The following is a 25158-nucleotide window of genomic DNA, read 5'->3' on the forward strand; positions in this document are numbered from 1 at the left end:
CAACACGCCGAGTTCGTCGCGACGGGTAACGGTGACATTCTGAGTCAGGTCGCCGCTGGCAATACGCTCGACCACGGCCAGGGTTTCCTGCAACGGGCGGGTAATCTGACGGGTGATGATTACCGCAGCAATCACGCCAACCAGCAGCGCCAGCAACGTGCTGATCAACTGGAAGGTGCGCGCCTGGGCACTTTCGGCATCACGGCGATCAAGCTGGATCTGGTACAGCTGCTCGCTCAGGGCGACGATAGTGGTGCCCTGATCAGTCATTTCCTTACGCGCCTGCACCGCATCGGTGTTGGCGTTCTTGTACGCCATCAACGCGCTGCGATAGCTGCTCAGCGCAGTTTCCAATTGGCGCAGGGCATCCTGCTGAGTCGCGGCAAATTGTGTATTCAGTGGCTTGAGACTGGCGATGGCCGCGTCGATCTGGCCGACGGCTTTCTGTTCGGTCTCGGCGTTGCTGGTCGCGGTGTAACCACGCACTTCATAGCGCGCGAGGATGAACGCTTCCTTGGCCGCAGTAATAGCCTGGAACTGTTCGAAGCGCTGATCGCTCATCTCCATCTGCTGCACGCGCTGGCTGATCGATTCGATCAGGTTGTACGCAGTCTGGGCGTTGGCGCTCATGGTGTCGCGCGCGCTGTTGCCGGTGCGATAGGCGTTGCGCATTTTGTTCAGCGAGGTCTGGTATTCAGCGATGGTCGCGGCCTGCTGCTTGAGCAGTTTGACGTTCTCCGGACTCTTGAATTTGCTGATCAGCGCCTGCTGCTGCGCGGCGAAGCTTTCCAGGGTGGTCTGCACATTCTGCGCAGCGGTTTCGTCGCCATTGGTCAGCATGTATTGCAAGCGCACCACGCGCAGTTTGGTCAGGCCCGCGTTGAGCTGGGTGATGTCGCTCATCCAGTTGCTGCGGTCGATCAGGCCACCGAGGCTGGTCCAGCCGGTCAGCGCCAGAATGCAGGTCAGGGCCAGCACCAGGCCGAAGCCCAGGCCGAGTTTCATGTTCACGCTGATGTTACCGAACCAGCTATTCATGCAAATCCTCCAGAAACGTTGGGTTTCTTGGTCGTCAGTTAGGCTGGAAGATTGTTGTTCTTTTGAGCCAGCAGGGGTGTTAGCAGGTCTGTATCGGCCGCAAACCCGAGAGCTGAAAGGATTTTTGTCTGACAGTCCACGAAGCAACGAATCCCAAGGACTTTTTCACATGGGTTTCACTGACTGCCCACGCGCGCCTCTGTAGTTTCGCCGCATCGAATGACCTGTGATGCAGAGTAGCGAGGCGGTTTTTGTGGAATTGAGACTGAGTCTGTTCGGCGTCAAACGCTCGATCGATCTGAGCGGTCTGGCGCGTTTTCGCGATGCATGGGTGGTGCTGGCGGCATCGATTTTGGTGATCCCGCTGACCCTGTGGTTGCTGGCGCCAAATGCCGTGCCGGACCTGGCCCACGGTAATCAGGCGGGTGCACAAGCTTTGGCGGCGGGGTGGGCCAAGGGCGACATGATCGTGCTGGTGCGCCACGTCGAACGTTGCGATCACTCCAAAGCTGCGTGCCTGAGTGGCAGTGACGGCATCACCGACCGCTCGCGCAGTGTCGCAGTGGCAGTCGGTGCTCGGTTCGAACAACTGGGCCTGACCGACGCCGACATCTATAACAGCCCGTCAATGCGCACCGTGCAGACGGCCGGCTATATGTTCAACCATGCCGCCAGTGGCGATGACTGGTTGATCAACTGCAGAGGCCGCATGTTGCAGGATGCCCTCGCGCACAAGGTCCCCGGGCGCAACCTGGTTCTGGTGACCCACAGCGAGTGCATGGCGCAGATCGAAAAAGACCTGAAAGTGCCAGCTTCGAACATGGGGTACGGCGCGTCCTTGTTCATATCCGTTGCCAGCCCGGCTGCACCGAAGATGCTCGGCTTCATTGAAGCCTCCGACTGGCGCACGGTGACTACCCGATGAAATCCCGTTTCTACGCTTACAACCTCGGCATTCCGCTGGTTTGTGCGGCAGTGGTGTTCCTGATGTTCGACATGACCAACATCGACATCGCCTTCAGCAATCTGCTGTTCGACCCACTGAGCCAAACCTTCCCGATCGACAAAATCCACTTCTTCGAGAAACTTACCCACAAATGGGCGCGGATCATTCCGAACTGGACGGCGGAGATCGCGCTGATCGGCGCACTGCTGTCGCTGATCTGGCCAGGGGTCAATCCGCACGAACGGCCACGACTCGGCGCCTTTCTGGAGCGCAGCAGAGTCGCACCAGTGCTGCGATTTGCCGCAGATCACCGTAGGGATTTTTTCTTTGTCGTGATCGCGTTTGCGCTCTGCACGGGCGTGATCCACTTCCTCAAATCCCACACCAGCGTCTACTGCCCGATCGAGACCACGTTGTACGGCGGGAAAATGCCGCACATCGAGTGGTACAGCAATTTCCAACTGTTCCACGAAGCCGGGAGTGGCCGTTGCTGGCCGGGCGGCCATGCGTCGGGTGGCTTCACCATGCTGGCGCTGTATTTCGTGGCGCGACGGCATCAGTGGCGTTTTTCCAATGCGATCTTGTGGGGCTCGCTGCTGCTGGGCTTGGTCTACGGCACCACCCGCGTCCTGCAGGGCTGGCACTACATGTCCCACACGTTCTGGGCCGGCATCTTCGTCTGGCTGACCTGTTTACTGACGGCATTGGCCTTCTACGGACGCGCACGATTGGATTTACCGGTGCGGGCCAAAAGCACGCAGAAAGCTTTCAACGCACAGCCTGAGGTATCGCTCTGAACGCGTTCAGAAAAACCTGGATTGAACGTCAACCCAGGCGCCGCGACCAGCGCTGATCCGGCGCCTCGAACCCCGGATTGACCAGCGCCGTCAGCACATGATCCTGCCAACGCCCGGCAATGTTCAGATACGCCTTCGCATACCCCTCACGCTCAAAACCCAACCGCTCAAGCAAACGCGCACTGCGCTCATTGCCGGGAATGTAATTGGCCATGATCCGATGCAGATTCTGCGTATCGAACATATAACCAATCCCCGCTTCCAGCCCCTCCTGCATCAAACCCTGTCCCTGATGCGCCTCATCGATGTGATAACCCAGATAACACGCCTGAAACGCCCCACGAATAATCCCGCTGAAATTGCACGCCCCGATCATCTGCTGACCGTCCGGCGACAGCAGAGCGAAATGCATGGCTAACCCGGCTTCGAAGGCGCTGGCCTGGATCTCGAGGCGACGGCGGATGTTGGCGGTGGAGAAGTAGTCGGTGGTGCGGATGGGCGACCACCGGGCGAGGTGACGCTGGTTGCGTTGGTAGAAAACGCTTTCGAGCTCGGCCTGATCGGGGGAGAGGATCGCCAGGGTCAGGCGCGGGCAGGGCAGGGATAACAGCGGCATCGAGCGCTCCTTGGCGAGGGATCTGCTGGCAGAGTCGCGCATATGCTGGGGAGCGGCAAGGTTTTGGGAATGAAGGACGAAAAAAAGCCCGCTAGGAGCGCGGGCGAACCGTAGTTTCTTGAATGAGCAGGGGGATTTTATGGGATTGGTCGGGTGGACGTAGTGAAGAAAAGTTCATCTCGTTTCCGCCGACCGGGTCGATGTCCCGACAGTCGATCTTCAACGCACGATGAAAATATCAGCGCCCATACAGCACCGTATTCATCAACGCATTGACCTGATTTGGCATCGTGTGGATGAACCAGTCGAAAGCAAGACCCGAGGTAAGCAGATACGCGAGAACCAGCAGGATAGGCATGAAGAGGATGTTTTTGCGCAGATTGGCGTACTTGCGGGTTTTTCTGGAAAGCCAAGGTTCGCCAGTGCCATTGTTGTTGGCATGAGCGCCCGCAACGATGAAGTAGGTTGAAAAAAGCATCATCCGCAGACTTGTGTAAATAAGCAGGATTACGCCCGACAGGTGCAGCAAAAACCAATGCATATCTAGCAAGACGAAATTTTCCTTTATCCCCGTCAGTCCCTGCTCATTGATGATTCGCTGACCGTTTTCGAAATTTGGCGGCGCCTGTGTGGGCATAAAAGCTTCGTCGGTGACATACGTCGCGGCCACGCAAAATGCCAAGCAAAACAACAGCGCAACGACCCACTTAATGCCCGCGAAGAAGCCCCGGTAAAGGCTATGCAAGGTTCCGCCAGCCCACAGGGAAATGGTGAATAGCGTGATCCAGGAAAGCAGGTTGAGTATCTCAGCCCGGAAACACACATAAATCAGCCCGGCAATCACCATCATCATGCAGATGACTGGAGTCATGTCCTGGCTTGTGCTGGCGGCGTTCACGCCCGGCGGTGGATTGACCACCGTGTTGAAGGTCAGGTTTACCGAATGGCCCGGCTGATTGGCGGATTGTGGAGAATCGCCTTTCAGTACCCGATCCAGAATGGCTCCCAGAATCAGGCCGAGGATGGTGAAGAACGCCGATATGTAGATATCGACTTCCTTGGATTGGATTGTTTCGATGAAGCTCATGTTTTATTGCCTTCCTTGTGCAGGTTGAGTGTTTCACGTGCCGATCGGGTTTCTCTGCGAGGCATCCAGCCAGCTGCGGAATGGTAAGGGGATGGGTGTGGTTTGGCTATTTCCGCAAGTGTATTTACTTCACAGCCAAGTGGGTTTTATCAAATTGGAGAAGGAGCCGAAGCTGGGCCGTTCACCTCCAAAAACCTGTAGCGTCGAATACGAACAGCGACGGCAGGTTTGAGCCAATGGAGAGCGAATGGCGCACATTGCCAAACCCCAGATGCGACAAAGCCCGCACTGGGCGGGCTTTGTCGTTGAGAGTTGGTGGGCCGGGGTAATCTGAAATAAGCCTGTAGAAAGCTGATTTTATTGACTAATAGTTGATGAGTCCAATTGCTTGGAATACCACTTGGAATGCTGCGTAATCTGGCTTCCCATGGATGATGCTTGTTGAGCTCAGCCTCTATAAGGATTCTAGGTCGAAGTGTAGCCGACGGCGTTTGATAACTACTTTCATCCCTAAATTTAAGGTGCTTAGGAGCGACACCCAGTTGCGCTCAGGTATTTGGGCTGCAACTTCGGCTCAGCCGAGTGATTCGTCAAAGTAATCGCTGTCGAGCCTGGGCACCTTGTAAAGCTGCGAGCTGATGCCCACCTCGTGGTCGAGCATCAAATTGACCAGGCGTTTGCCGTCGACCAGCACCAGCCCCTCGACCGAGCGAGCGAAGTCAACGGCCTGGACGGTGTAGCCGGAAGTGGTGATGAACACACCGCGTGTGGCTTTCTGCCCGGCCAGGGCGCCATAAAACGCTTGCAGGTCGGGGCGGCCGACGGTGCTCTGCCAGCACTTGGCCTGCACGTAGACCTTCTCCAGCCCCAGCGCGTCCAGCGAGATCACGCCGTCAATGCCGCCGTCGCCACTGCCGCCGACTTGTTGCAGCGCCTGACGGTTCGCGCCGTAGCCAAGGCTGTGCAGCACGTCGAGTACGATGTGCTCGAAGCGCGTCGGGCTCGCTTGCAGCAGGCTGTCCAGCAGGTCGCCCGCAACGCTAGTACGCAGTTCGAGTATGGCTTGGTTCAGCCGTTCCTGCGGGCTGCTAGTGGCGAGGTCGGTCTGGGCAGAGCCAGGTGCTCGAGTGCGAGAGGCATATCGTCGTCGGCCAGGTCGAGCTTCTGGCTGAAATCGTCGTTGCGAACTTGCCGGTCGAAGTCATGGATATCGTCGACAGCCTTGCTGTGTTTACGGTCCACGTCGTACAGGTTGTCGCTGAGCTTGCGCTCCTGTTCGGCGGCCAGGCGGGCGCGCTCCCACAGGGCTTCGTACTGAGCTTCGTTGTCGAGGAACAACTGCAGGTGGCGGAAGATCTGCAGGCCGTCGGCATAGCCCTGTTCCATGCGCCTTGCGGCTCCTTCGTTGGAAAAGTCGAGGGTGGCGGTGACGCCGCCCAGACTGTTGGCAGGAACGATCGGCAAAATGCGCACCCCGGGATAGTGGCGCGGGTCGATGCTCAGGTCGTCGGGCGACAGATACACCACCACGATGGTGTCGCAGCCGGCCTCGATCAGTGGCCGGATCGGGGTGTTATCAATCTGTTTATGCGGCAAGCCCCAGTAAAAGCCGCCATCGGTATAAATTCCGTCGTCAATGGCGACCTCATCGAAGATCAGGGGCAGGGCCGCCGTACCGAGCAGCATGTCCGCTGCAGTGTGGGTGTCGCGTACCGAGAGGTAATCGACCCGGTTGGCGGCAGTGTTGTGCAGCGCCACGCTCAGCGGCAGCGCCGAAGAAGCCAACCTGCCTGCGTCCAGGCCTTCGGCGATCATGCTCTTGAGGCCATCTTGCTTGAAAAAGCCTTTGGTACTGATCAAGTGGCTGAGCATCGGCGAGATCACGCCGCTTGTTGTCAGCAGCGCCAGTCGTGACGCCAGCCCTGGCACGTCCTGTACGGAAAGCATGTTGCGGCTTTCGATGTTCAGCCACATGGATTTGGCCTGATCGAGTTTGTCTTGAGCGAACATCGCGCCGTTGAGACCACCTACCGAGGTGCCAGAGATGGCGCTCAGTTGGCTGTCCAAGCCCAGGTCGCGCATAGCCTGCCAGACGCCGATCTGATAGGCCCCCTTGCCGCCGCCGCCAGATAGGGTAAGACCGAGTTTCCTGAATTTCATGCTCTGCTCCATGAGGGGGGCGGCGTCTCTAAGAGGGCTCGTCCGAGTCTTCCAAATGAGGGATAGCGAGGGAGGGGCGGTACGATTTTTCGGAAGGTCAGGGAATCGTCGCTGCCCGATAACTCACTGCAGACGGCCTCTTTTGTCGGGCGCGGGGGGAGGAGCATTCCAAGTTCCTTTTGACTGAAGCAATTTCCATGGTGGCGTTCTGCCCTTGAAGGCCGGTATGCTGACTTTGTGTGAAAGATTTTGCAATTGGTCAGACGCGCCGTCTGGCTTCATGGGCTGTGCAGTTCAGGTCGACGCATAGTGGCTAGCCGGGTCTCCCACAGAATAAAACCCGCCGCTTACTTAAGTGCGGCACTGGGGAGCCGATAGCCTCTCCATGCTTACGCACGGGTTATAAGCAAATGGGCCACAATGCTGGCCATTCGAGAAACGAAGGACAGGGACTGCTCGTATGGGTTGGGAGAGACTAATCGTTGCCGGAGCCGCAGCTGTGGTCGCGGCTGGCGTCGCTTACTGGAAACGTGAAGAAATCAAAGATGGCTGGGACAGCATGATCATCAGCCTCAAAGGTAAGCGCGTGGCGATATTGGGAGAGCGCAATGTCGGCAAGACAGCTCTATTGAAGTTCCTTGCTAGTGGTGAGGTCTCCGACGAGTACATGCAAACCACGCTGACCGAGAAACTCCAAGGAACACGGTTTGCAATGGGTGACCTGAAGCTGGACCTCAAGGAAACCCGCGACGTTCCCGGTGCGCCTGATGCAATCGAGGACTGGAAAACACTGCACAATGAAGCGGACATCGTCCTTTATCTGGTCAATGCTCAAGAGGTCAATCAACAACGTATCAAGCGCGATCTCGAAAAGATTGAAAGCTGGAGGAAGGCTCCGGCGCCATCGCCCAAGCTGGTCGTGATCGTCACGCATATGGACCTCGACCCTACGTACGTCGCCACACCCGTGTCCGGTCAGGGGCATTTCCGTGATCGTTTCGTCAAACTCCACCTTGATGCAGGCCTGTCGAAACTAAGTCAACGGCCGCCGATCATTCTCGGCAGTCTGGTGAGTCGAGATCAGGCGGCGAGATTGGTCGCGACGTTGATCAATACGGTAACAGCATGATGCATGCCAAGGTTTTCCAAGCTCAAGCACTGGACAACAGGTCCTCGGACTATTTGCGTCTGGCGGAGTGTGGAGCGGAACTTAGCAGCCCGGTCCGAGAGCAAACGTATTCCGCACTGACCAGCATCAGCGTGCGAGGTACTGTTCTGTTTGCACAAGATGGCGTGAAGCTGTTCGTCAAAGGCAACGCAGCCGTTTTGCAAGTTGTCGCGGAGGAGCGGGACCGCGCGGGCCGGCTGGCGCCAGTGGTTTGCTGGATCGAGCATAATACCGGGCAGGGGCCAGGAGCGACTGGTGTCGATGCGGTGTGGGCGTCGCTCGAGCAATTCGCTACCTCCATCGGGCGCAGCTTTTCAGAGCCTAAACGCTTGGCTGCACGGGAGGCGCTTGAGCAATTCGAAAAAAAGCAGCCGAGCCAGAGCTTCATAGCCCTGGCGATAACACTTTTACAGCGCGAGTGGGCAGCGTGGCTCAGACGCGCACTGGCGGCGCTGAAAACTTTCGGCAAATGAACGAACAGGGTACGCGCATCGCGCGAAAGGGGAGCAATGTGGCAACAGGCAAGATTCCGCTGGACCATGGCGCACGCAGAGTGATGCTCGTGTTGGATGAGAACACGATCAATGAGTGTCTCTATGATCTCGAGCCCGAAGCCAAGGGGTTTCTATTTGATCCCCAGTCCCACATCCTGCAGTACCCGCTTACGGTCGATGAGCCAGATAGCCAGGCGCTGCAGAATATTATCGATGCTGACCTGCTTCGACCGGGCGCGGTGCTCTTACAGAGCCCGTATGACCGTAACGCCTATGTGGACCTGAGCCAGGCCACGGATCAGTTCGCGATTGAGAAGCTTCGGCATTTTTCGCGGCTCTGCCAATACCTGGGAGCTCGGGACGTAACCGTTGAGCAGGTCGAAGTCAGCAAGGACTCCTCGTCCCAAGTGTACGAGTTGCACGGCAAAGCTCCTGTTGCCAAGCTCGATGTCAAAGTCGAAAACAAAGTGGGCAATTCACTGGCCAGAAAGTTTTCCATCAATGCCTCGTTTCGCGGAGGCAAACCCAACACCGAGGCAGCTGAAAAATACCTGCGTGGCAAACAGCTGTGGGGCGATGTGGTAATGCGTAGCCTGGTCGAGCAGTGCGCTGATGAAGACAACCAGATCCTTGAACAGAAGGTGGTGATCAGCCTGTCGAGTGAATCGAAGCGTTCCCTGGGCGTAGTGGCCAAGCTTAACCTGCCAGTCAAGGGGCTAGGGCTAACGGCAAATTACCTGGACAGTGCTCATTCGATCGAAGAGTACCTTCTGACCTTGACGGTAAAATTTGACAGCCCTGAAACCGATAGTTTGTAGCGGTGCGTCGCATGATTACCATCGCCTAGCCTGGACTATCATATTTGATACCGGGTGGGCGGGCTTGGATTCCGCGATGTTTGAATTCTCGCTTCTCATCGGCCTCCCCAAACCCAGCAGCATCGATACTTCATCGCTTACCCCTGAAGATGCAGCGGTTAAATTGCGGCAGGCTGCCACTCTCCGGCTTAACGGAGCCCAGAGTATTCTGCTTCATTTTCCGCAAGACGTTGAGCTGGCAGTAGAGCTGTTGGATGACGCCGCCGTGTTGTACGACAAGGCATTCCGGAATTTAACTGGTATTCCGGCTCAAAGCGTTCATCAGCAGATCCATGAGTATGTCTCTGTCCCGTCCGCTGAAGGGGCTCCCGCGATCCAAACACCGTGGGGTAATGAGTTCGCTCCGGTAATAAAGGAGGGTGTTCGTTGCGCAGAGACTTGGCTCGAGGGTTCATCATTACCGTTATGGTGGGCGCTGTCTCAGAACCGAAAGCGTCATCGTCCAGGGGACTATCAGGAAGCATTTGAAGCAGGCTTTCTGCTGCGGTTGCAGCAGACGCTGATCATGCGGCGCGAAGCCCCCACTTCCCAATCAACCCGCTTTGATGCCTGAGTCTTCGATTGAAGTTTGAGACTTTGCTTTTCCCGCCAAACCCTCCGATCAAGCGATCTTTGATCGTGCCGATCGGAGGGTTCATTCGCTTTTTCTCGAAGCCGCCGCGTTCCACCCTCCTATTTTCACATTTATTTAACGCCACGATTATTTTTACCCGTCAGTAATCCCCCGCGATTTCTATCGAGCGCAGCGCCATTCAGTGTGTGTGCGGATCTTTCGGGGGCATGGATGTAAGTGTGGCGACAGCGGCGACAGCGGCGACAGCCCGCGTAGAACGTGACCTGGAACGTGGCGACAGAAGTGGCGACAGTCGCCACTTTCTGAGCGCTTTGCCCGTGACGCTTGACCGTCTTTTCGAGTGGGTATAAAAATTGGCGCACGGATCGCTGTCGTTGACAGCACCTGCCCAGGTAGCCAGAGCCTTTAAGGCTACGCCACTTGCGTGGTGGTTCTTCGCTAAGTGCGATTAGCGTCCGGCGGCTCGCACGGTCACTCCCCAAGAGTGACGGATGCCTTCTCTACCAATCTGTCCACTGCGGCAGACGATGGACCTATCTAGCTGCACTGCAGCTGCCTCACCCTTCGGCACACATCGCTGCGCCAGACCGCACCCGTCTCTTTCTCCTGGAAAGAGACGGGCGCTCGTACCAGTGCTGCAAGCCACGTAGTACAAGGCATTGCCGCAACTCTCCTCGTGACAATCGACCCGACAAATCCGATTCGTCGCCATCCGCAATGACACTGGCACCGGTGCCGCAGCCAATGGAAAGGCTGCACCTGACTGACAGTCAGGCATGCCCCAGGTGTCCATGTCGTTGCCTTCTCCTACTCAGGATCTCCAGGTGCCGAACTCGTCAGTCGGCACAGCCTCCACCCGCCCGCATGTTCGGATGCGTCTAGGGAGGCCAGATTCAAGGGTTCATGCCCTTGCTCCCGGTCGTAAGGAGCCGTTCGTTCCGCGTCAGTGAACACCTCACAGGCCGCAGGGGCCTTGATCCCTGATAACACTCAGCAGCCTTGGCGGGACGACGTGAGGACAACTAGCAATGAACGAGGAGAGGGCCCATGCAGCAGTTAGATCCGAAGCTTGAACTACCACGACCACCTCGACCGTTGATTGAGTCGAATCCCGTGGCCCAGCCTTATCCGGTGCAGGCGCTGGGTGGGATCGCGCGCGGTCTATGGCGGGTGAAAGCTTGCGAGCTTACGATCGACGCTTAAGCCTGCACCTGATGCTGCAACCGTATCTAGCCATGCAGTTACTCAGTGACCCATTGCTGCAGGGGCAAGGCATTCTCGGTCGCTGCCTCATCAGGCGCCACAAGGCCAAGACCGTGTGCAGGTCAGGCTGATTGCGCAAGCGCTGTCAGAGCGACAGCAACTGAGGGTGAGTGCCATCGTGCTCCTCGCTCGGGAGACCGGCATGCGCCTGCGTGAAGCGATCTTGGCGGACTTGCCCCGGCTGCAATGTGAGGCTCGGCAACTGGGCAAGATCAATATCCAGGACGGCACCAAAGGCGGTCGATCAGGAGCATCGGCACCGCGTTGGATTGCGGTCACGGATCAAGTTCGTGGCGCCCTCGACAGGGCCTGCGAGGCCTCACCCGAGGGCAGTCGGAATTTGTTAACACCTGATGAAAGCTACAAAGATTTCTTGCAGACAATTGTACGACCGGCGCGGGACATCATGCATGAGCATGGATTGAAAGGCTTTCATGAGCTGCGGGCGGCTTACGCCTGTGAGCGCTATGAACAACTGACCGGCTTCTCCGCGCCCGTCAATGGCGGTGGTGGTCAACGAGAGGATCGAGCACTCGATCAGCGTGCACGTCAGCAGATCAGCCACGAGTTGGGGCATAACCGCATCGACGTGGTGAGTGCCTACATCGGAGGTCGTCTGTGAAGTCCGAGTTCGATATGGCGTTGTTTCTGAGCCCCGTGCTCAAAGGTGCGCATGCCACGCGGCAGCGGCATATCAGGCAGGCAGAAAGGATGCACGAGGCGATTCGTGAGCGCTGGAGTTGTGCGACCCCTTGGTCCTGGAAGGAAAAGCACACCAGATGGTTTTTAGAGCACTACCTGCGTTGCTCAGCACCCGCGACCATCTATTACTATGAGTTAACAGCAGGGCTGATCCGCCGCAGAAAGGCGCAACTCGTGGTTGTCTGATAGATCTTTAAGCGTAAGTCCCTAAGTATGGGAATGCGGAGCCTTCCCAGACTTAGGGACTTGGCCGAAGAAGCGCAGGAATGCGGCTGATTTAGCGACAGTCGCCACTTCAGTCGCCCTGCTGCACGGCACGAATTGTCGCCTGCTCAGCGTATCGGCACGACGTTACGGTCCCTGGTTTGATTGATGGCGGATGCTGATAGGCTGCCGGTGGCTGCCTTCTGGATATGTTCACTCCACCAGGCCATCATCGGACGCCGGCGTTCGATGTAATCCGCCCGGTTGTAGGCGCTTCGAACTTCGTCTTTATCGACATGCGCCAGCGCGACTTCGATTAGCTCCGGATCCCATCCATGCTCATTCAGAATTGTGCTGGCCATGGAGCGCATGCCGTGGCTGACTAAGCGGTCCTGAAAGCCCATTCGTTTCAATGCCATGTTGGCTGTCTGGCTATTCGCATGGGTGCGCGGATTTCTATCTGACGGGAACACATATTCCCTGTGGCCGCTATGGGGCTTAAGCGTCTCCAATAACGAGAGTGCATGTTCGGTCAGCGGGATTGTGTGCGGACGGCGCTTTTTCATTCGCTCCGGAGGGATGGTCCAGATGCGTTTTTCGAAGTCTATGTCTTCCCATCGGGTAGTCGCCGCTTCGGCAGGGCGGGTCATAGTGTGTAGCTGCCATTCGATCAGGCAGCGGGTTGTCCGCTTGATGCTGGCGTTCGCGATTTCCATCATGAGCTCCGGAAGCTCATCTGGTGGTAGCGCTGCCATGTTCTCTTTCTTAGGTTTCTTGAACACCGCTCGAATGCCGCTGAGAGGGTTGGCAAAGATCATTCCGGAATTGACCCCGTAGGTCATGATCTCGTTAAGGCGCTGGCTCACTCGCTTAACTGTCTCGAGGCTGCCTTTGGCCTCAATCGGACGAAGGAGCTTGATGACCATTGGGGCGCTGACTTCGGAGAGAGGCGTTGATTTCATGCTCGGAAAAACATGCAGTGTGAGGGAGCGCCAAATGTCTTCGGCATACGCCGGCGTGACGGAATCCTTCTTCAGCTCGAACCAGGCGGTGGCCACGTTCTCGAACGTGTGTTCCGTCTCCGCTCGTTTGGCTTCCTGTAGCTCATTGCGCTGAGCTTTTGGATCGATGCCCTGTGCAAGCAGCTCTCTGGCCTCAACGGTTTTCTTCCTCGCTTGCGCAAGAGAAACCTCGGGATAAGAGCCGAGTGCCATGTTGATTCGATTTTTGGTGACGGGATGCCGGTAGTTGAAATTCCACTGCATCGAGCGATTGACCCTGACTCGCAGTTGGAGCCCGTCGCCATCCGTGAGGACGTAATCCTTGTCTTTCGGTTTGACCGCCTTGAGCTGTCGATCGGAGAGGCGGAGGTTTTGAGCAGGCATGAGATTGTCCTCAAGCACTGATTCGGTATTCCAAAGATTAGCACCGGACGGGCTGGAATACCGCCTGGAATACCCGAATGGCTGGAACTCCAAAAATCTCAAAAGACCGCAAAAGCGCTGGAAGCCGCTTATTTACTGGATCGCAGGCACAAAAAAAGACGTCCGTGGACGTCTTTGATTGTTCATTTGGTGGAGCCGGGGGGATTTGAACCCCCGTCCGCCAGTACTCCGCTGTCGGTACTACATGCGTAGCCGTGTCTATTAAGTTAACCCTCAGCGACCCGACGGGCAGGGTGCTTTGGGCGAGTTGTGTAAGTTTTAGCCGCTTCGTCCACAACGTACTGCACGGCGATTCTGTTCTATATGACAATCATTTCGGGTTTACAGACATCCCCTGATGATTGCTGGACCCGAAGGTACCAGGAGCATTGTCAGCTGCAATTAAGCAGCGAGAGCAACACCGTATTGGTCGTCATTGGCAACTATAAGTAGTTGCAACAGTGGATTTACGACTTCTGTTACCAAGTCGGCATGCACCTAGAGTTTCGCAACCGGCGTCGAATCCTAAACGGCCCCGAACTCATTGCCCGGTGAATCTGATCGGGCAACAAGCGTGCACAGTGTACGTCAATCTGCCGACGAGGCCAACCCGCAGGTTGGCCCGTCAGCATGGATCAGTTGTTGGTGCCGGTCGATTTACGCAGTTCCACGATGGTTTGCGAAGTTTCGGCAACGCAGTCGTCGATTTTGCCTTCGGCTTTCAAAGCTTGGGCCTTGCTCACGCTGGTTTCGGCGCGCTGGCTCAATTCCGGATTCGCCGACAACTGCCCTTTGGCGTTGTTGATCGTCTGGATGTTGGCATCGCACAGATCGGCAGGCTTGTCTGCGGCGAACGAAGTGGACGCCATCATCGAGGCAGTAACGAACAGACCTAACAGTACAGAACGCTTCATGTGTATCTCCTTGAACTGAGGGATCCAGGCTTCGCTGACCGCTGGGCGAGCCACCGAATGGAGGAAAAGCCCCGATTTGTCGGGGCCTGTTCTGTGGATTGCCGTCTCGCTCAAGAGTTCTATTTTTTTTCAGACAGCCTTCGCGCGTGTCACCCGATCCACCAGATAAACCAGCCCGTGGTAGTCGATGCCACCGTGCTGGGTCAGGCCGATTTCGCACGTGCGGCTGGTGGAAATCCCCTCGCTGCAGTGCTGCACGGCGTCCTTGAGCGTACGCAGCGAATGGCTGTTCAGCTCCGGCGTGGTGAAGCCTTTGTCGCCGGCAAATCCGCAGCAATGTATGCCTTCGGGAATCACCACGGTGTTGCTGCACTTGCGCGCCAGATCGATCAGCGCTTGGCTTTCGCCCAAGTGCTGAGTGCTGCAGGTCACGTGCACGGCAATCGGTGCTTCCAGGGGTGTGAAGTCCAGACGATCCAGCAGATGCGTACGGATGAAGCGCACCGGATCGTACAGATCCAGTCGCGTTTCGCCGATGTCCTGAACCAGCCTCAGCGTACACGGGCTGGTGTCGCAGTAGATCGGATCGAGGCCGCCGCGACTGGCGTGGAGCAGGGCGCTGATCAGCTCTTGGCGTTTGTGTTCGGCCTGTTCGGCGTAGCCTTTGGAGGCGAACGGCTGGCCGCAGCAGAGGTTGTCCTGGTTGTCGGGAAAGACGACCTGGTAACCGGCCTTTTCCAGCAGGCCACGGGTTTTGTCGTACAGCGACATCTGCTCTTTGTCACCCGCCGCCGGGCCCATGACCCGCGACACGCAAGCCGCCAGATAGACCACGCGCGGGCGCTCGTCTGCCACGCTCGGGCTGAAGCGGATGGCTTTTTCCGGCTGTGGCATGGCGTTGGTCCACAACGGCACCTGGCCTTTGGACAAGCGCGTCAGCGTCGCCGACAACTTCGCCAGACGCGGTGCGCCGAGCATCATCCGCGCGCCGTTGGCGACGTGCAGAGTGAAGCGTGCGCCTTGCAGGGTTTTGGCGAAATTTCCTTCGATCCAGTCAGCGGTTTTCTGATGCGTGGCGTGTCGGCCACGGAGCTTTTTCACCAATTCACCGGTGTTGATCCCTACAGGGCAGCGTTGCGCACACAGGCCGGTCGCGGCGCAGGTGTCGATGCCTTGGTAGTCGTAGGCTTTTTCCAGTTCGGTGGTGTCGACGCCGGCGCGTTTTTTCGCCTGAATGTCGCGCCAGATGACGATGCGCTGGCGCGGGCTCAGGGTCAGGCCTTTCGATGGGCAGACCGGTTCGCAGAAACCGCACTCTATGCACTTATCCACAATCTCGTCTGCCGCCGGCAGCGGTTTCAGGTGCTTGAGGTGGATTTGCGGATCTTCGCTGAGCACCACGTCCGGATTGAGAATGCCGTTGGGGTCGAGCAGGCGTTTGAGCTGCCACATCAGTTGATAGGCGTCGCTGCCCCATTCCAGTTCCACGAACGGCGCCATGTTGCGTCCGGTGCCGTGTTCGGCCTTCAGCGAACCGCCGAATTCCACCGCGACCAGTTGCGCGACGTCGTCCATGAACGCTTGGTAGCGTGCGATTTCTTCCGGGCTGTTGAAGCCTTGGGTGAAGACGAAGTGCAGATTGCCTTCCAGTGCGTGTCCGAAAAGGATCGCTTCGTCGTAGGCATGTTTGTCGAACAGCTCGATCAGGCGATTGACGCCGATGGCCAGTTGTTCGACCGGGAAGGTCACGTCTTCGATGATCACCGTGGTGCCGGTTTTGCGCACGGCGCCGACGGCGGGGAAGGTGTCTTTGCGGATGGCCCAGAGGCGGGCGTTTTCCACCGGGTCTTCGGTGAAGTCGACCTGCTTCTCTACGGGGAAATCGCGCAGGGACGCCATGATTTGCGCCAGTTGCTCCTGTAGCAATGCCGATGAAGCGGCGCGGGATTCGATGAGCAGCGCGCAGGCATTTTCCGACAGCCGCTGTACGAAAGCGGGCATGCCTTTTTTGTCCTGCACCGAGCGCAGACTGCGTCGGTCGAGCAACTCCACCGCTGACACCGGTTGGCTTTTCAGCACGGTGACCGCGTTGCAGCAGGTTTCGACATCGGGGAACACGATCAGCGCCGAGGCCTTGTTCGGGTGATCGATGACGGTGTCGTAAGTCACCGCGCTGATGAAGCCGAGCGTGCCTTCGGAGCCGACCAGCAGGTGGCTCAGGATATCCACAGGTTCGTCGAAATCCACCAGGGCGTTGAGCGACAGGCCGGTGGTATTTTTCAGACGGTACTTGTGGCGGATTCTTGCGGCCAGTTCGGCGTTGGCGCGGGTCTCGCGGCCTAATGTCGCCAGTCTTTCGAGCAGGTCGCCGTGGCTTGAACGAAATGCCGCGACGCTCGCAGGGTCTTCGCTGTCGAGGCGCGTGCCATCGGCAAGCACCAAGCGAATCCCGGCCAGCGTGTGATAGGTGTTTTGCGCGGTGCCGCAGCACATGCCGCTGGCGTTGTTGGCGACGATGCCGCCGATCTTGCAGGCATTGATCGACGCCGGATCCGGGCCGATCTTGCGCCCGAACGGTGCCAGCCAGGCATTGGCCTGCGCGCCGATCACTCCCGGTTGCAGGCGGATTTGCGTGCCCTGGCCGCGAATCTCGCGGGCGTTCCAGTTGTCCCCAAGCACGATCAGCACGGAGTCGCTGATCGCCTGTCCGGACAGGCTGGTGCCGGCGGCGCGGAAGGTCACCGGCACCTTGTCGCGCTGGGCCAGTTGCAGCAGCGCCACCACTTCATCTTCAGACTCGACGCGGATCACCAGTTTCGGGATCAGCCGATAGAAACTGGCGTCCGTGCCGAAAGCCAAGGTCGACAGCGGGTCGTCGAAGCGCCGGTCTGCTGGAATCAATTGCTCGGCATCACGCAGGAAAGCGGCAGGAAGACTCATTGATCCTCCAGAATCAGCACGACCAGATCTTTCGGGCCATGCGCGCCATACGCCAGGACCTGTTCAATATCGGCAGTCTTCGATGGACCGGAGACCAGCAGCGCATTGGTCGGCATGCCTTGTGCCCATTCGAATTCCTGTTGCACCTGATAGAAGTTGTCGCGGATTTCGCTGGCCTTGAGCAGGGCGAAATGCACCGGTGGCACCAGGCTCATCAAGCGCGGTTCTTCACGGGTAGGCCAGATGATCAGGCTGCCGGTCGCGGCGATCGCACCGAGGGTGCCAGTGAGGCTGGCCGGGGTGTCGTTGAACAGCTCGGCTTTCCACTCTTCCATTGGCCGGTCGTAGGAGTTCAGTGCCGGCAACTCGGGATTATTCGCCCAGTGCTGTGTGATGCGTTGCCCGTGCGGTGTGGTCGGTGCGATCAGCAGGCTCGGCAACTGGCGGTCGCGCAGCAGTTGCGCAAGTAAAGCCGGCCACTCGGTGCCCGAGGTCAGGTGGATTTCGGTGTGCACCGCCTCCATCAGTTTGCGCAGTTGCGGGATGCGTTGCTCGGCGCTGTAGGTGTAGGGCTGGGTGACCAGATCGACATCGAAGTTGTCGGCAATTGGCGTGGTCCCGGTCAGACTTTTCCGCAGCTTGCCGAGGATATGTTGCTTGGCGCTCATCGACGCTCTCCCTGTTTGGCCAGATGCTCGCGGGCCATGTCATGCAACGAACGCGCGGCCGGTTTTGGTGCGCTGTGATTTTGCGTCCACGGGCCGACATTGCTCGGCGTGAGGGCGCGCAGGCGCGTGGCGAAAAAAGCGAACAAGCGGTACAGCGTCGGCGAGCTGTTGAGTCTGGCCCAGGCGTTCCAGATAAAACGCTCCTTGCGCGAATATTTGCTGCCCTGACCGCGCATCACCTGATTCGGCGCGTCCGGGGCTTTGACGTTTTCCTCGCGCAGACGGCGCAGGATCGCCGGGATCGGAATCTTCACCGGGCAGACTTCACCGCAGGCGCCGCACAGTGAGGACGCGCTCGGGTGGTCCGGGACCTTGGCCAGGCCGACCATGTGTGGGGTGATGATCTTGCCGATCGGGCCTGGGTAGACCTCGCCATAGGTGTGGCCGCCGACGCGGGTGTACACCGGGCAATGATTCATGCAGGCGCCGCAGCGGATGCAGTTCAGGGTCTGGCGCAATTCACTGTCGGCGAAGGCTTGGCTGCGACCGTTGTCGAGCAGCACCAGATGCACTTCCTGCGGGCCGTCGAGTTCATGTTCCTTGCGCGGGCCGGAGATCATGTTGACGTAAGTGGTGATCGGAATGCCCAGTGCCGAGCGCGTCAGCAGTGACAGCAGCGGCACCACGTCGCGCAGGTTTTCCACGACTTTTTCGATGCCGGTGACGGCGATATGCACCGGCGGCACGGTGGTGGTCATGCGCCCGTTGCCTTCGTTTTCCACCAGCAGCAGGGTGCCGGTTTCGGCGACGGCGAAGTTGACGCCGGAGACGCCGATGTCGGCTTCGAAGAATTTCTGCCGCAGGACCCTGCGACCGATCTGAATGAGTTGGTCAACGTCCTTGGTGTATTCCACGCCAAGTTTGTCGTGGAACAAGGACGCGACCTGACCGGCATTCTTGTGGATCGCCGGCATAATGATGTGTGAAGGCTTCTCGTGGTCGAGCTGGACGATGTACTCCCCCATGTCGGACTCCAGACATTCAATGTCCCGAGCCTCGAGGAAATGGTTCATCTCCATCTCTTCGCTGACCATCGATTTGCCCTTGATCACTTGCCGCGCCTCGTGAGCGCGGATGATCGATAAGACGATGCCATTGGCCTCGTCCACCGTTTCCGCCCAGTGCACTGTCACACCGTTGCGGGTCAGGTTCTGTTCCAGTTGCTCGAGCAGGTCGGGCAACTTGGACAGCGCGCGGGCCTTGATCGAATTGCCCAGTGCGCGCAAGTGTTCTCTTTCGTGGGCATCGGTGAAAGCCGCTGCCCGCTTGGTCATCAGTGAATCCATGGCAGTGCGGAAGTTGTTCCGCAGCTGCTGATCACCCAAGGCGTTGTGTGCCCGGGTGCGGAAATCTTCTTCTACGGCGACCGTAGGAATAATCGTCGAGGTGCTCATTGCGCACCTCCGGTTCGCTGCCAGAGGAAGCTCGCCAGATGTTGCCCGCGTAACGCTTCCTGCTGCTTCTCCAGCGCGCCGTTGATGTTCATCAAGCAGCCGCAGTCGGCACTCAGTACCTGGTGCGCGCCGGACTCCTTCAATGCGCGGGTCTTGTCAGCCACCATCGCGCCGGAAATATCTGGCATACGGACGCTGAATGTCCCACCGAAGCCACAGCATTCGCTTTCGTGGTCGTGATTGACCCGCTCCACGTTGCTCAACTGCGCCAACAACTCGCGGCCGTGCAGGTGGGTGTTCATTTCGCGGCGTGCCGAACACGAGGTGTGCAGCGCGACTTTCACCGGTTTTCCGCTGTCCTTGAGCTGCACCTTGCAGACGAACAGCAGAAACTCGGCCAGTTCATAAGTGCGCGCTGCCAGAGCCTGCACCTGTTTCAACGTTTCCGGCTCGTCCTTGAACAAGTCGGCGTAATGCTCGCGCAGCATGCCGGCGCAGGAACCCGATGGCACCACCACCGGATACTCCCCGGCAAACAGCGCCAGTTGCGAGCGCGCTACCGTCCGCGCCTGCTCGGTGTAACCCGAGGTGTAGGCCGGTTGGCCGCAGCAACTCTGCCCTTGCGGATACTCGACCCGGATCCCTTCACGCTCCAGCAGATGGATCGCGTCCATCCCGGCTTCGGGGTAGAACAGGTCGACCACACACGTGCCGAACAGGTAGACCCGCGACGGTTTCTCGCTGGGGTATTGCCGAGGTTCGGGCAGTGGCGGTGCCACGCGGGTCGCGTTCGGCACGGCGTTGTAAAAAAGCTCGCTCATCAGGCGTGTCTCCGGGTGGGCCCGGTTATCCGTCTGCTGCGGCTGCCGAATATAAAGCGCATTGCTTTCAGCAGCCTTACAGACCCGGTGGTGAATTGCTGACGCCGGATCACGGGCCGGCGTCGGTTATTTCCGTCTTTCTTGTAGGCGTCTTGTAGGTTTAGTGCACCAGCATGCCGGTGAACCAGTAGGCCTGAGCCAGGGTGATCAAACCGACGATCGTTGCAAAGAATAGGCTGTGCTTGAGGGTGAAGCGGAACAGATCCGATTCCTTGCCGACCAGACCGGTCGCGGCGCAGGCCACGGCGATCGATTGCGGCGAGATCATTTTACCGGTCACGCCGCCGCTGGTATTGGCCGCCACCAGCAAGGTGTCGTTGACGCCGATCTGGTGTGCGGTAGTCGCTTGCAACGAACTGAACAGCGCGTTCGACGAGGTATCCGAACCGGTGAGGAACACGCCCAGCCAACCGAGGAACGGCGAGAAGAACGGGAACGCCGCGCCGGTACCTGCCAATACCAGAGCCATGGTCGAGGACATGCCGGAGTAGTTGGTAACGAAGGCGAACGCCAGCACCATGCCGATCGACAGGATTGGCCAGCGCAGTTCGTAGAAGGTCTCTTTCAAAGTGGTCAGACCAGTTTTGAAATTGATCTTGAGCACCAGCATCGAAATCAGCGCGGAGAAGAAAATCGCCGTGCCGGTGGCGGAAATCGGATCGAGCTTGAACACCGCTGGAATCGCGGTCGGGTTGGCCACAATTGGCGCAGTCTTGATCACCAGTTGATCAAGGTGCGGAATCGCGAAGTTGAACACCCAGCTGTACATCGAACCGCCGGCGGCGAACATCGCTTTGAAAGGCTTCAGCGTCCAGATCGTCACCAGCACAGTGAGGATCAGGAACGGCGACCACGCCTTGAAAATTTCCCCGAGGCTGTAGGGCGAAGCGACGGTGGTGCGCTTCTGGCCGAAACCTCCCACGCTGGCGCTCACCACCGAAGCGGACACGGCGCCAACGATGTGCTGGCCGGCGGCGCGACGTGGTTGCCAGACCTTGAGGAACAGGGTCAGGGAAATCAGGCTGGCCAGTGCCGAGGTGATGTCCGGCAGTTCCGGGCCGATGAAGTTGGAGGTGAAGTATTGGGTGATGGCGAAACTCAAGCCTGCCACCAGCGCGGCCGGCCAGGTTTCCCGTACACCGCGCAGGCCGTCCATCATGAACACCAGCCAGAACGGCACGAACAGCGACAGCAGTGGCAGCTGGCGACCGGTCATCGCGCCGATCTTGAAGGCGTCGATGCCAGTGACCTGGCCTGCAACGATGATCGGAATCCCCAGCGCGCCGAACGCCACCGGCGCGGTGTTGGCGATCAGGCACAGGCCGGCGGCGTACAGCGGGTTGAAGCCCAGTCCTACCAGCAGTGCGGCAGTAATCGCGACCGGCGCGCCGAAACCGGCAGCACCTTCCAGAAATGCGCCGAAGCAGAAACCGATCAGCAACACCTGCAAGCGTTGGTCATCGGTGATCGACAGGACTGAGCTGCGGATGACCTCGAACTGACCGCTCTTCACCGTCAGCTTGTAGAGGAACACCGCCGCGACAATGATCCAGGCAATCGGCCACAGACCATAAGCGAAACCATAACCAGCGGCGGCGAAGGCCATGTCCACTGGCATCTGGAAGGCGAAAATCGCCACGGCAATCGAAAGCGCGAGGGTGATGCTGCCGGCCACATGGCCTTTGAGGCGGAACACTGCCAGGGCGAGAAAGAAGAACACGATGGGAATGACGGCCGCGAGAGCGGAGACGCCAAGACTGCCGAGCGGACTGTAGAGCTGTTGCCAGGTTTGCATGGTGGGGTGGCCCCTAATTGTTGTTGGTCAGGCACTGTGAGCAATCTTGGATAATTGGTAATACCAATTTACAAGCGCTGTCGGCTAGGGTAAAAGCCTTGGTGGCGGTGTGTCAATTTGCCGCTCTGAAACTTTCGTCGAAGATGCGGTGCAGAGCGCAACTGATCCGCTTTGGCGAAGTGCTGTCTGGCAGGTGTCGGCGGCGCGCGGATAGGCCAGAATAGACACCCCGGCGAGCGGTCGGGATCGTGGAGAAATGAGTTATGGGCTTTGATCAGATACGTCAGCGCCGTTTGTCTGACGATATTGTCGAGCGCCTTGAAGGGATGATCCTTGAGGGCACGCTGAAGTCGGGCGAGCGGCTGCCGGCCGAGCGCACGCTGGCCGAACAATTTGGCGTATCACGCCCGTCGTTGCGCGAGGCGATTCAGAAACTCGCGGCCAAAGGCTTGCTGGTCAGTCGCCAGGGCGGCGGTAATTATGTGGTGGAAGGCCTTGGTTCAACGTTCAGCGATCCACTACTGCAACTGCTTGAAAGCAACCCTGAAGCGCAGCGTGATTTGCTCGAATTCCGGCACACCCTGGAGGCATCGTGCGCCTACTACGCCGCATTGCGCGCGACCGATGTCGATCGTGAACGCCTGACTGCTGCCTTCGAAGAGTTGCAGGATTGCTACTCGCGTCACGAAGAAGTCAGCCGGGCGGAAGAGGGCGCGGCAGATGCGAAATTTCATCTGGCGATTGCCGAGGCCAGCCATAACGCGGTGTTGCTGCACACGATTCGCGGCTTGTTCGATCTGCTCAAGCGCAATGTCGTGACCAACATTGGCGGCATGTACAAACAGCGCACGGAAACCCGCGACATGCTGATCTCGCAGCATCGGGAATTGTATCTGGCGATTATCGAAGGGCGTGCCGAGCAGGCGCGGGAAGTGTCCAGCCGACATATTCTGTATGTGCAGGAGGTGCTGGAAGAGGTGCGTCAGGAGGTACAGCGCATGGCTCGGGCGGAGCGGCGCAAGGGGATGTGATCAGTTGAAGTTGGGTTGATGCTGTAATAGCTTTCGCGAGCAGGCTCGCCCCCACCTTTGAAATGCATTCCAGGGTGGGAGCGAGCCTGCTCGCGAATTGGCGCTAAAGGGGAAAGATCAGTCTTCCTTGCCCTTGTTGCGCACCGCACGCTGCAATTCACGACCGGCATCGCGCTCGCGCTCGGTGTCACGCTTGTCGTATTCCTTCTTGCCCTTGCCCAGAGCGATTTCGCACTTGACCATGTGCTTGCTCCAGTACCAGGACAGGCAGACGCAGGCATAACCCTTTTGCTGCACGGCGGCGGCGAGCTTGTCGAGCTCGCGGCGGTTGAGCAGCAATTTGCGTGTGCGCACCGGGTCGGCGATGACGTGGGTGCTTGCGGTCATCAACGGCGTGATGTGGCTGCCAAGCAACCATGCTTCGCCGTCCTTGAGCAGCACGTAGCTGTCGACCAGTTGCAGCTTGCTCGCCCGCAGACTTTTTACTTCCCAGCCGGCCAGGACCAGACCAGCCTCGAACTTGTGCTCGATGAAGTAATCGTGTCGCGCCTTTTTGTTCTGCGCGATGGTCCCTGTTGGGTGTTTCTTCTGTTTAGCCATAGGGGCGGCATTATATGGAGTTGTTCGGCTGTCGGCTACGGTGTTGCTGCGTGCTTGAGCAGGTTGAGTGAATCCCGGACAATGCGGCCTCTTTTTCTAACGCTTGGGCGTGATAAACGATGTCGACAGACAAGGTTTCTGTCCACGGCAGTTGGGCTAGCCGCTGGGTATTCATACTCGCCGCGACCGGTTCGGCCGTGGGACTGGGTAGTATCTGGAAGTTCCCCTACATGGTCGGGGTCTACGGTGGCGGCGCCTTTGTGCTGATGTTTCTGGCGTGCATCGCGCTCATCGGTGTGCCGGTCATGCTCGCGGAAACCCTGATCGGCCGGCGTGCCCGGCAAAGTCCAGCCAACGCCCTGAAGGTTCTGGCGCTGGAAGCGGGTCACTCGGCCAAATGGTCGTGGGGCGCGTTTGCCGGGATGATCACGGCCCTGCTGATTCTTTCTTTCTACAGTGTGGTCGGCGGCTGGTCGCTGGATTACATCGTCGACATGGGCCGTGGCGATTTCCAGGGCGCGACGGCCGATCAGGTCGGCGCCTATTTCGGCAATGTCATCTCCAATCCATGGCGCCTGACACTTTGGCACACGATTTTCATGCTGCTGTCGGCCTTCGTAATCGCCAAAGGCGTGGTCGCCGGGCTTGAACGCAGCCTGCGGATCATGATGCCGCTGCTGTTCGTGATGATTCTGGTGCTGCTGGGTTACAGCATGACCACCGGGCATTTCATGGAAGGCGTGCATTTCATGTTCGACTTCCACCCGGAAAAAGTCCTCGACGGCCTGCTGCCAGCGATGGGGCACGCGTTCTTCTCGCTGAGCGTCGGCGTCGGTTCGATCATGATCTACGGCGCCTACATGCCGAAGAACACCTCGCTGTCCGGCACCGTGGTCGGTGTTGCGCTGCTGGATACGTTTGTATCGCTGGTCGCCGGTCTGGCTTTGTTTCCGATTGTGTTCGCTGCTGGCCTGAACCCAAGCGAAGGTCCGGGACTGATGTTCGTCAGCCTGCCATTTGCGTTTGGTAACGTATTTTTCGGCCAGCTGATGGGCGTGGTGTTCTTTGTGCTGGTCGCAGTGGCTGCCTGGAGTTCTGCTATTTCGCTGCTCGAGCCGATGGTGGCTTACCTGGTAGAGCGCACTAAAATCAGCCGCATCTGGGTAACGTTCTGGCTGGCGTTCACCTGCTGGTTTGTCGGTTTGGGCACGGTGTTTTCGTTCAATATCTGGAAGGAAGCCAAGTTTTTCGTGAACGAAGGCGGGACGTTCAGCCTCTACCAATGGGGTGCGCAGAGCGGTCTCGACTTCTTCGGCGTGATCGATTTCTTCACCTCGCGGATCATGTTGCCCCTCGGTGGCTTGTGTTTCGTGCTGTTCGCGGGATGGGTGATGGGGCGTGAAGCGGTGCGGGATGAATTGTCCATCCGTAACCCGGTTCTGTTTGCCCTGTCCCTGTTCTTGATGCGCTACGTGGCGCCTATCGGCATTCTTGTAGTCTTTGCCGCTCAGCTCTGGAAGTAAC

At 58.4% G+C, this 25158-nt stretch carries 21 protein-coding genes, 1 other RNA gene and 3 pseudogenes; 11 read left to right on the forward strand and 14 right to left on the reverse strand.

What is annotated here, in order from left to right; genetic code table 11:
- Positions 1 to 24: 24 nt before the first annotated feature.
- Positions 25 to 1038, reverse strand: a pseudogene (locus AB4N53_RS23465) (methyl-accepting chemotaxis protein); the annotation flags it as partial.
- A gap of 253 nt (positions 1039 to 1291) precedes the next feature.
- On the opposite strand from AB4N53_RS23465, the gene pmrG reads away from it, so the two are divergent.
- Both pmrG and AB4N53_RS23475 read left to right on the forward strand, forming a co-directional pair.
- The gene (gene pmrG, locus AB4N53_RS23470) at positions 1292 to 1963 is read left to right on the forward strand and encodes a lipopolysaccharide core heptose(II)-phosphate phosphatase PmrG (RefSeq protein WP_460123824.1); all 672 of its coding nucleotides are present in this window, start codon (positions 1292 to 1294) and stop codon (positions 1961 to 1963) included.
- On the forward strand, positions 1960 to 2781 hold the full coding sequence (locus AB4N53_RS23475; protein WP_460123827.1) for a phosphatase PAP2 family protein: 822 nt from the start codon (positions 1960 to 1962) through the stop codon (positions 2779 to 2781). Before pmrG ends, AB4N53_RS23475 begins: the two co-directional genes overlap by 4 nt.
- 28 nt (positions 2782 to 2809) lie before the next feature.
- Here the strand turns inward: AB4N53_RS23475 and AB4N53_RS23480 are convergent, their stop codons facing one another.
- The 4 genes from AB4N53_RS23480 to AB4N53_RS23495 all read right to left on the reverse strand — a co-directional run bounded on the left by AB4N53_RS23480 (position 2810) and on the right by AB4N53_RS23495 (position 6656).
- On the reverse strand, positions 2810 to 3397 hold the full coding sequence (locus AB4N53_RS23480; RefSeq protein WP_460123830.1) for a GNAT family N-acetyltransferase: 588 nt from the start codon (positions 3395 to 3397) through the stop codon (positions 2810 to 2812).
- A 238-nt stretch (positions 3398 to 3635) separates the two neighbouring features.
- Positions 3636 to 4484: a hypothetical protein gene (locus AB4N53_RS23485; RefSeq protein ID WP_460123833.1), complete on the reverse strand. Its 849-nt coding sequence runs from the start codon at positions 4482 to 4484 to the stop codon at positions 3636 to 3638.
- Between the two features lie 574 nt (positions 4485 to 5058).
- Complete coding sequence (locus AB4N53_RS23490) at positions 5059 to 5454, reverse strand: restriction endonuclease (RefSeq protein ID WP_460123836.1); 396 nt, start codon at positions 5452 to 5454, stop codon at positions 5059 to 5061.
- Positions 5455 to 5552: 98 nt separating this feature from the next.
- A complete protein-coding gene (locus AB4N53_RS23495; RefSeq protein ID WP_460123839.1) occupies positions 5553 to 6656 on the reverse strand; it encodes a patatin-like phospholipase family protein in 1104 nt (367 codons plus the stop codon).
- Positions 6657 to 7104: 448 nt separating this feature from the next.
- Here AB4N53_RS23495 and AB4N53_RS23500 point away from each other — a divergent pair, with 448 nt between their 5' ends.
- The 7 genes and pseudogenes from AB4N53_RS23500 to AB4N53_RS23530 all read left to right on the forward strand — a co-directional run bounded on the left by AB4N53_RS23500 (position 7105) and on the right by AB4N53_RS23530 (position 11909).
- Positions 7105 to 7773: a GTPase domain-containing protein gene (locus AB4N53_RS23500; RefSeq protein WP_460123842.1), complete on the forward strand. Its 669-nt coding sequence runs from the start codon at positions 7105 to 7107 to the stop codon at positions 7771 to 7773.
- The gene (locus AB4N53_RS23505) at positions 7770 to 8285 is read left to right on the forward strand and encodes a hypothetical protein (RefSeq protein ID WP_107321851.1); all 516 of its coding nucleotides are present in this window, start codon (positions 7770 to 7772) and stop codon (positions 8283 to 8285) included. Before AB4N53_RS23500 ends, AB4N53_RS23505 begins: the two co-directional genes overlap by 4 nt.
- The gene (locus AB4N53_RS23510; RefSeq protein WP_186639489.1) at positions 8240 to 9124 is read left to right on the forward strand and encodes a hypothetical protein; all 885 of its coding nucleotides are present in this window, start codon (positions 8240 to 8242) and stop codon (positions 9122 to 9124) included. The genes AB4N53_RS23505 and AB4N53_RS23510 overlap by 46 nt, the downstream gene beginning before the upstream one ends.
- Positions 9125 to 9200: 76 nt before the next feature.
- Positions 9201 to 9737 carry a LasR-specific antiactivator QslA gene (locus AB4N53_RS23515; RefSeq protein WP_107321852.1) on the forward strand — a complete coding sequence of 179 codons (537 nt, stop codon included), beginning with the start codon at positions 9201 to 9203 and terminating at the stop codon, positions 9735 to 9737.
- A 1157-nt stretch (positions 9738 to 10894) separates the two neighbouring features.
- Positions 10895 to 11053, forward strand: a pseudogene (locus tag AB4N53_RS23520) (DUF3987 domain-containing protein); the annotation flags it as partial.
- Positions 11053 to 11643: pseudogene (locus tag AB4N53_RS23525) on the forward strand (integrase domain-containing protein); the annotation flags it as partial. The pseudogenes AB4N53_RS23520 and AB4N53_RS23525, both read left to right, overlap by 1 nt.
- A complete protein-coding gene (locus AB4N53_RS23530) occupies positions 11640 to 11909 on the forward strand; it encodes a hypothetical protein (protein WP_093202012.1) in 270 nt (89 codons plus the stop codon). The pseudogene AB4N53_RS23525 and the gene AB4N53_RS23530, both read left to right, overlap by 4 nt.
- Before the next feature lie 146 nt (positions 11910 to 12055).
- Here the strand turns inward: AB4N53_RS23530 and AB4N53_RS23535 are convergent, their stop codons facing one another.
- The 8 genes from AB4N53_RS23535 to AB4N53_RS23570 all read right to left on the reverse strand — a co-directional run bounded on the left by AB4N53_RS23535 (position 12056) and on the right by AB4N53_RS23570 (position 22003).
- Positions 12056 to 13312 (reverse strand): integrase domain-containing protein, encoded by a 1257-nt coding sequence (locus AB4N53_RS23535; protein WP_460123847.1) that lies wholly within the window; start codon positions 13310 to 13312, stop codon positions 12056 to 12058.
- A gap of 187 nt (positions 13313 to 13499) precedes the next feature.
- Positions 13500 to 13888: a transfer-messenger RNA gene (gene ssrA / locus AB4N53_RS23540) on the reverse strand.
- 98 nt (positions 13889 to 13986) lie between these two features.
- Positions 13987 to 14265: a hypothetical protein gene (locus tag AB4N53_RS23545; RefSeq protein ID WP_076565773.1), complete on the reverse strand. Its 279-nt coding sequence runs from the start codon at positions 14263 to 14265 to the stop codon at positions 13987 to 13989.
- Between the two features lie 129 nt (positions 14266 to 14394).
- Complete coding sequence (locus AB4N53_RS23550) at positions 14395 to 17205, reverse strand: FAD-binding and (Fe-S)-binding domain-containing protein (protein ID WP_460123852.1); 2811 nt, start codon at positions 17203 to 17205, stop codon at positions 14395 to 14397.
- The gene (locus AB4N53_RS23555) at positions 17202 to 17873 is read right to left on the reverse strand and encodes a LutC/YkgG family protein (protein ID WP_460123855.1); all 672 of its coding nucleotides are present in this window, start codon (positions 17871 to 17873) and stop codon (positions 17202 to 17204) included. The genes AB4N53_RS23550 and AB4N53_RS23555 overlap by 4 nt, the downstream gene beginning before the upstream one ends.
- Positions 17870 to 19327 carry a LutB/LldF family L-lactate oxidation iron-sulfur protein gene (locus AB4N53_RS23560; RefSeq protein WP_460123858.1) on the reverse strand — a complete coding sequence of 486 codons (1458 nt, stop codon included), beginning with the start codon at positions 19325 to 19327 and terminating at the stop codon, positions 17870 to 17872. The genes AB4N53_RS23555 and AB4N53_RS23560 overlap by 4 nt, the downstream gene beginning before the upstream one ends.
- Entirely contained in the window at positions 19324 to 20148 is an 825-nt protein-coding gene (locus AB4N53_RS23565) for a (Fe-S)-binding protein (RefSeq protein ID WP_460123861.1), read from the reverse strand. The genes AB4N53_RS23560 and AB4N53_RS23565 overlap by 4 nt, the downstream gene beginning before the upstream one ends.
- Before the next feature lie 160 nt (positions 20149 to 20308).
- On the reverse strand, positions 20309 to 22003 hold the full coding sequence (locus tag AB4N53_RS23570; protein ID WP_016771776.1) for a lactate permease LctP family transporter: 1695 nt from the start codon (positions 22001 to 22003) through the stop codon (positions 20309 to 20311).
- A gap of 263 nt (positions 22004 to 22266) precedes the next feature.
- Between AB4N53_RS23570 and AB4N53_RS23575 the strand changes: the two genes are divergently transcribed.
- Complete coding sequence (locus tag AB4N53_RS23575) at positions 22267 to 23034, forward strand: FCD domain-containing protein (RefSeq protein WP_016771775.1); 768 nt, start codon at positions 22267 to 22269, stop codon at positions 23032 to 23034.
- A 117-nt stretch (positions 23035 to 23151) separates the two neighbouring features.
- Here the strand turns inward: AB4N53_RS23575 and smpB are convergent, their stop codons facing one another.
- The gene (gene smpB, locus AB4N53_RS23580) at positions 23152 to 23634 is read right to left on the reverse strand and encodes an SsrA-binding protein SmpB (protein ID WP_007953781.1); all 483 of its coding nucleotides are present in this window, start codon (positions 23632 to 23634) and stop codon (positions 23152 to 23154) included.
- A 119-nt stretch (positions 23635 to 23753) separates the two neighbouring features.
- On the opposite strand from smpB, the gene AB4N53_RS23585 reads away from it, so the two are divergent.
- Positions 23754 to 25157 (forward strand): sodium-dependent transporter, encoded by a 1404-nt coding sequence (locus AB4N53_RS23585; protein WP_305382194.1) that lies wholly within the window; start codon positions 23754 to 23756, stop codon positions 25155 to 25157.
- The last annotated feature ends 1 nt before the right edge of the window (position 25158 follow it).

It is taken from the genome of Pseudomonas sp. H3_E04, assembly GCF_054668915.1.

Bases quoted from the DNA above. Each gene is read 5' to 3' on its own strand.
- AB4N53_RS23560 (WP_460123858.1), bottom strand. From the start codon at position 19,327: ATGAGCACCTCGACGATTATTCCTACGGTCGCCGTAGAAGAAGATTTC.
- AB4N53_RS23535 (WP_460123847.1), bottom strand. From the start codon at position 13,312: ATGCCTGCTCAAAACCTCCGCCTCTCCGATCGACAGCTCAAGGCGGTC.
- AB4N53_RS23495 (WP_460123839.1), bottom strand. From the start codon at position 6,656: ATGGAGCAGAGCATGAAATTCAGGAAACTCGGTCTTACCCTATCTGGC.
- AB4N53_RS23500 (WP_460123842.1), top strand. From the start codon at position 7,105: ATGGGTTGGGAGAGACTAATCGTTGCCGGAGCCGCAGCTGTGGTCGCG.
- AB4N53_RS23505 (WP_107321851.1), top strand. From the start codon at position 7,770: ATGATGCATGCCAAGGTTTTCCAAGCTCAAGCACTGGACAACAGGTCC.
- smpB (WP_007953781.1), bottom strand. From the start codon at position 23,634: ATGGCTAAACAGAAGAAACACCCAACAGGGACCATCGCGCAGAACAAA.
- AB4N53_RS23475 (WP_460123827.1), top strand. From the start codon at position 1,960: ATGAAATCCCGTTTCTACGCTTACAACCTCGGCATTCCGCTGGTTTGT.
- AB4N53_RS23570 (WP_016771776.1), bottom strand. From the start codon at position 22,003: ATGCAAACCTGGCAACAGCTCTACAGTCCGCTCGGCAGTCTTGGCGTC.
- AB4N53_RS23585 (WP_305382194.1), top strand. From the start codon at position 23,754: ATGTCGACAGACAAGGTTTCTGTCCACGGCAGTTGGGCTAGCCGCTGG.
- AB4N53_RS23575 (WP_016771775.1), top strand. From the start codon at position 22,267: ATGGGCTTTGATCAGATACGTCAGCGCCGTTTGTCTGACGATATTGTC.
- AB4N53_RS23550 (WP_460123852.1), bottom strand. From the start codon at position 17,205: ATGAGTCTTCCTGCCGCTTTCCTGCGTGATGCCGAGCAATTGATTCCA.
- AB4N53_RS23545 (WP_076565773.1), bottom strand. From the start codon at position 14,265: ATGAAGCGTTCTGTACTGTTAGGTCTGTTCGTTACTGCCTCGATGATG.
- AB4N53_RS23480 (WP_460123830.1), bottom strand. From the start codon at position 3,397: ATGCCGCTGTTATCCCTGCCCTGCCCGCGCCTGACCCTGGCGATCCTC.
- AB4N53_RS23565 (WP_460123861.1), bottom strand. From the start codon at position 20,148: ATGAGCGAGCTTTTTTACAACGCCGTGCCGAACGCGACCCGCGTGGCA.
- AB4N53_RS23555 (WP_460123855.1), bottom strand. From the start codon at position 17,873: ATGAGCGCCAAGCAACATATCCTCGGCAAGCTGCGGAAAAGTCTGACC.
- AB4N53_RS23515 (WP_107321852.1), top strand. From the start codon at position 9,201: ATGTTTGAATTCTCGCTTCTCATCGGCCTCCCCAAACCCAGCAGCATC.
- AB4N53_RS23485 (WP_460123833.1), bottom strand. From the start codon at position 4,484: ATGAGCTTCATCGAAACAATCCAATCCAAGGAAGTCGATATCTACATA.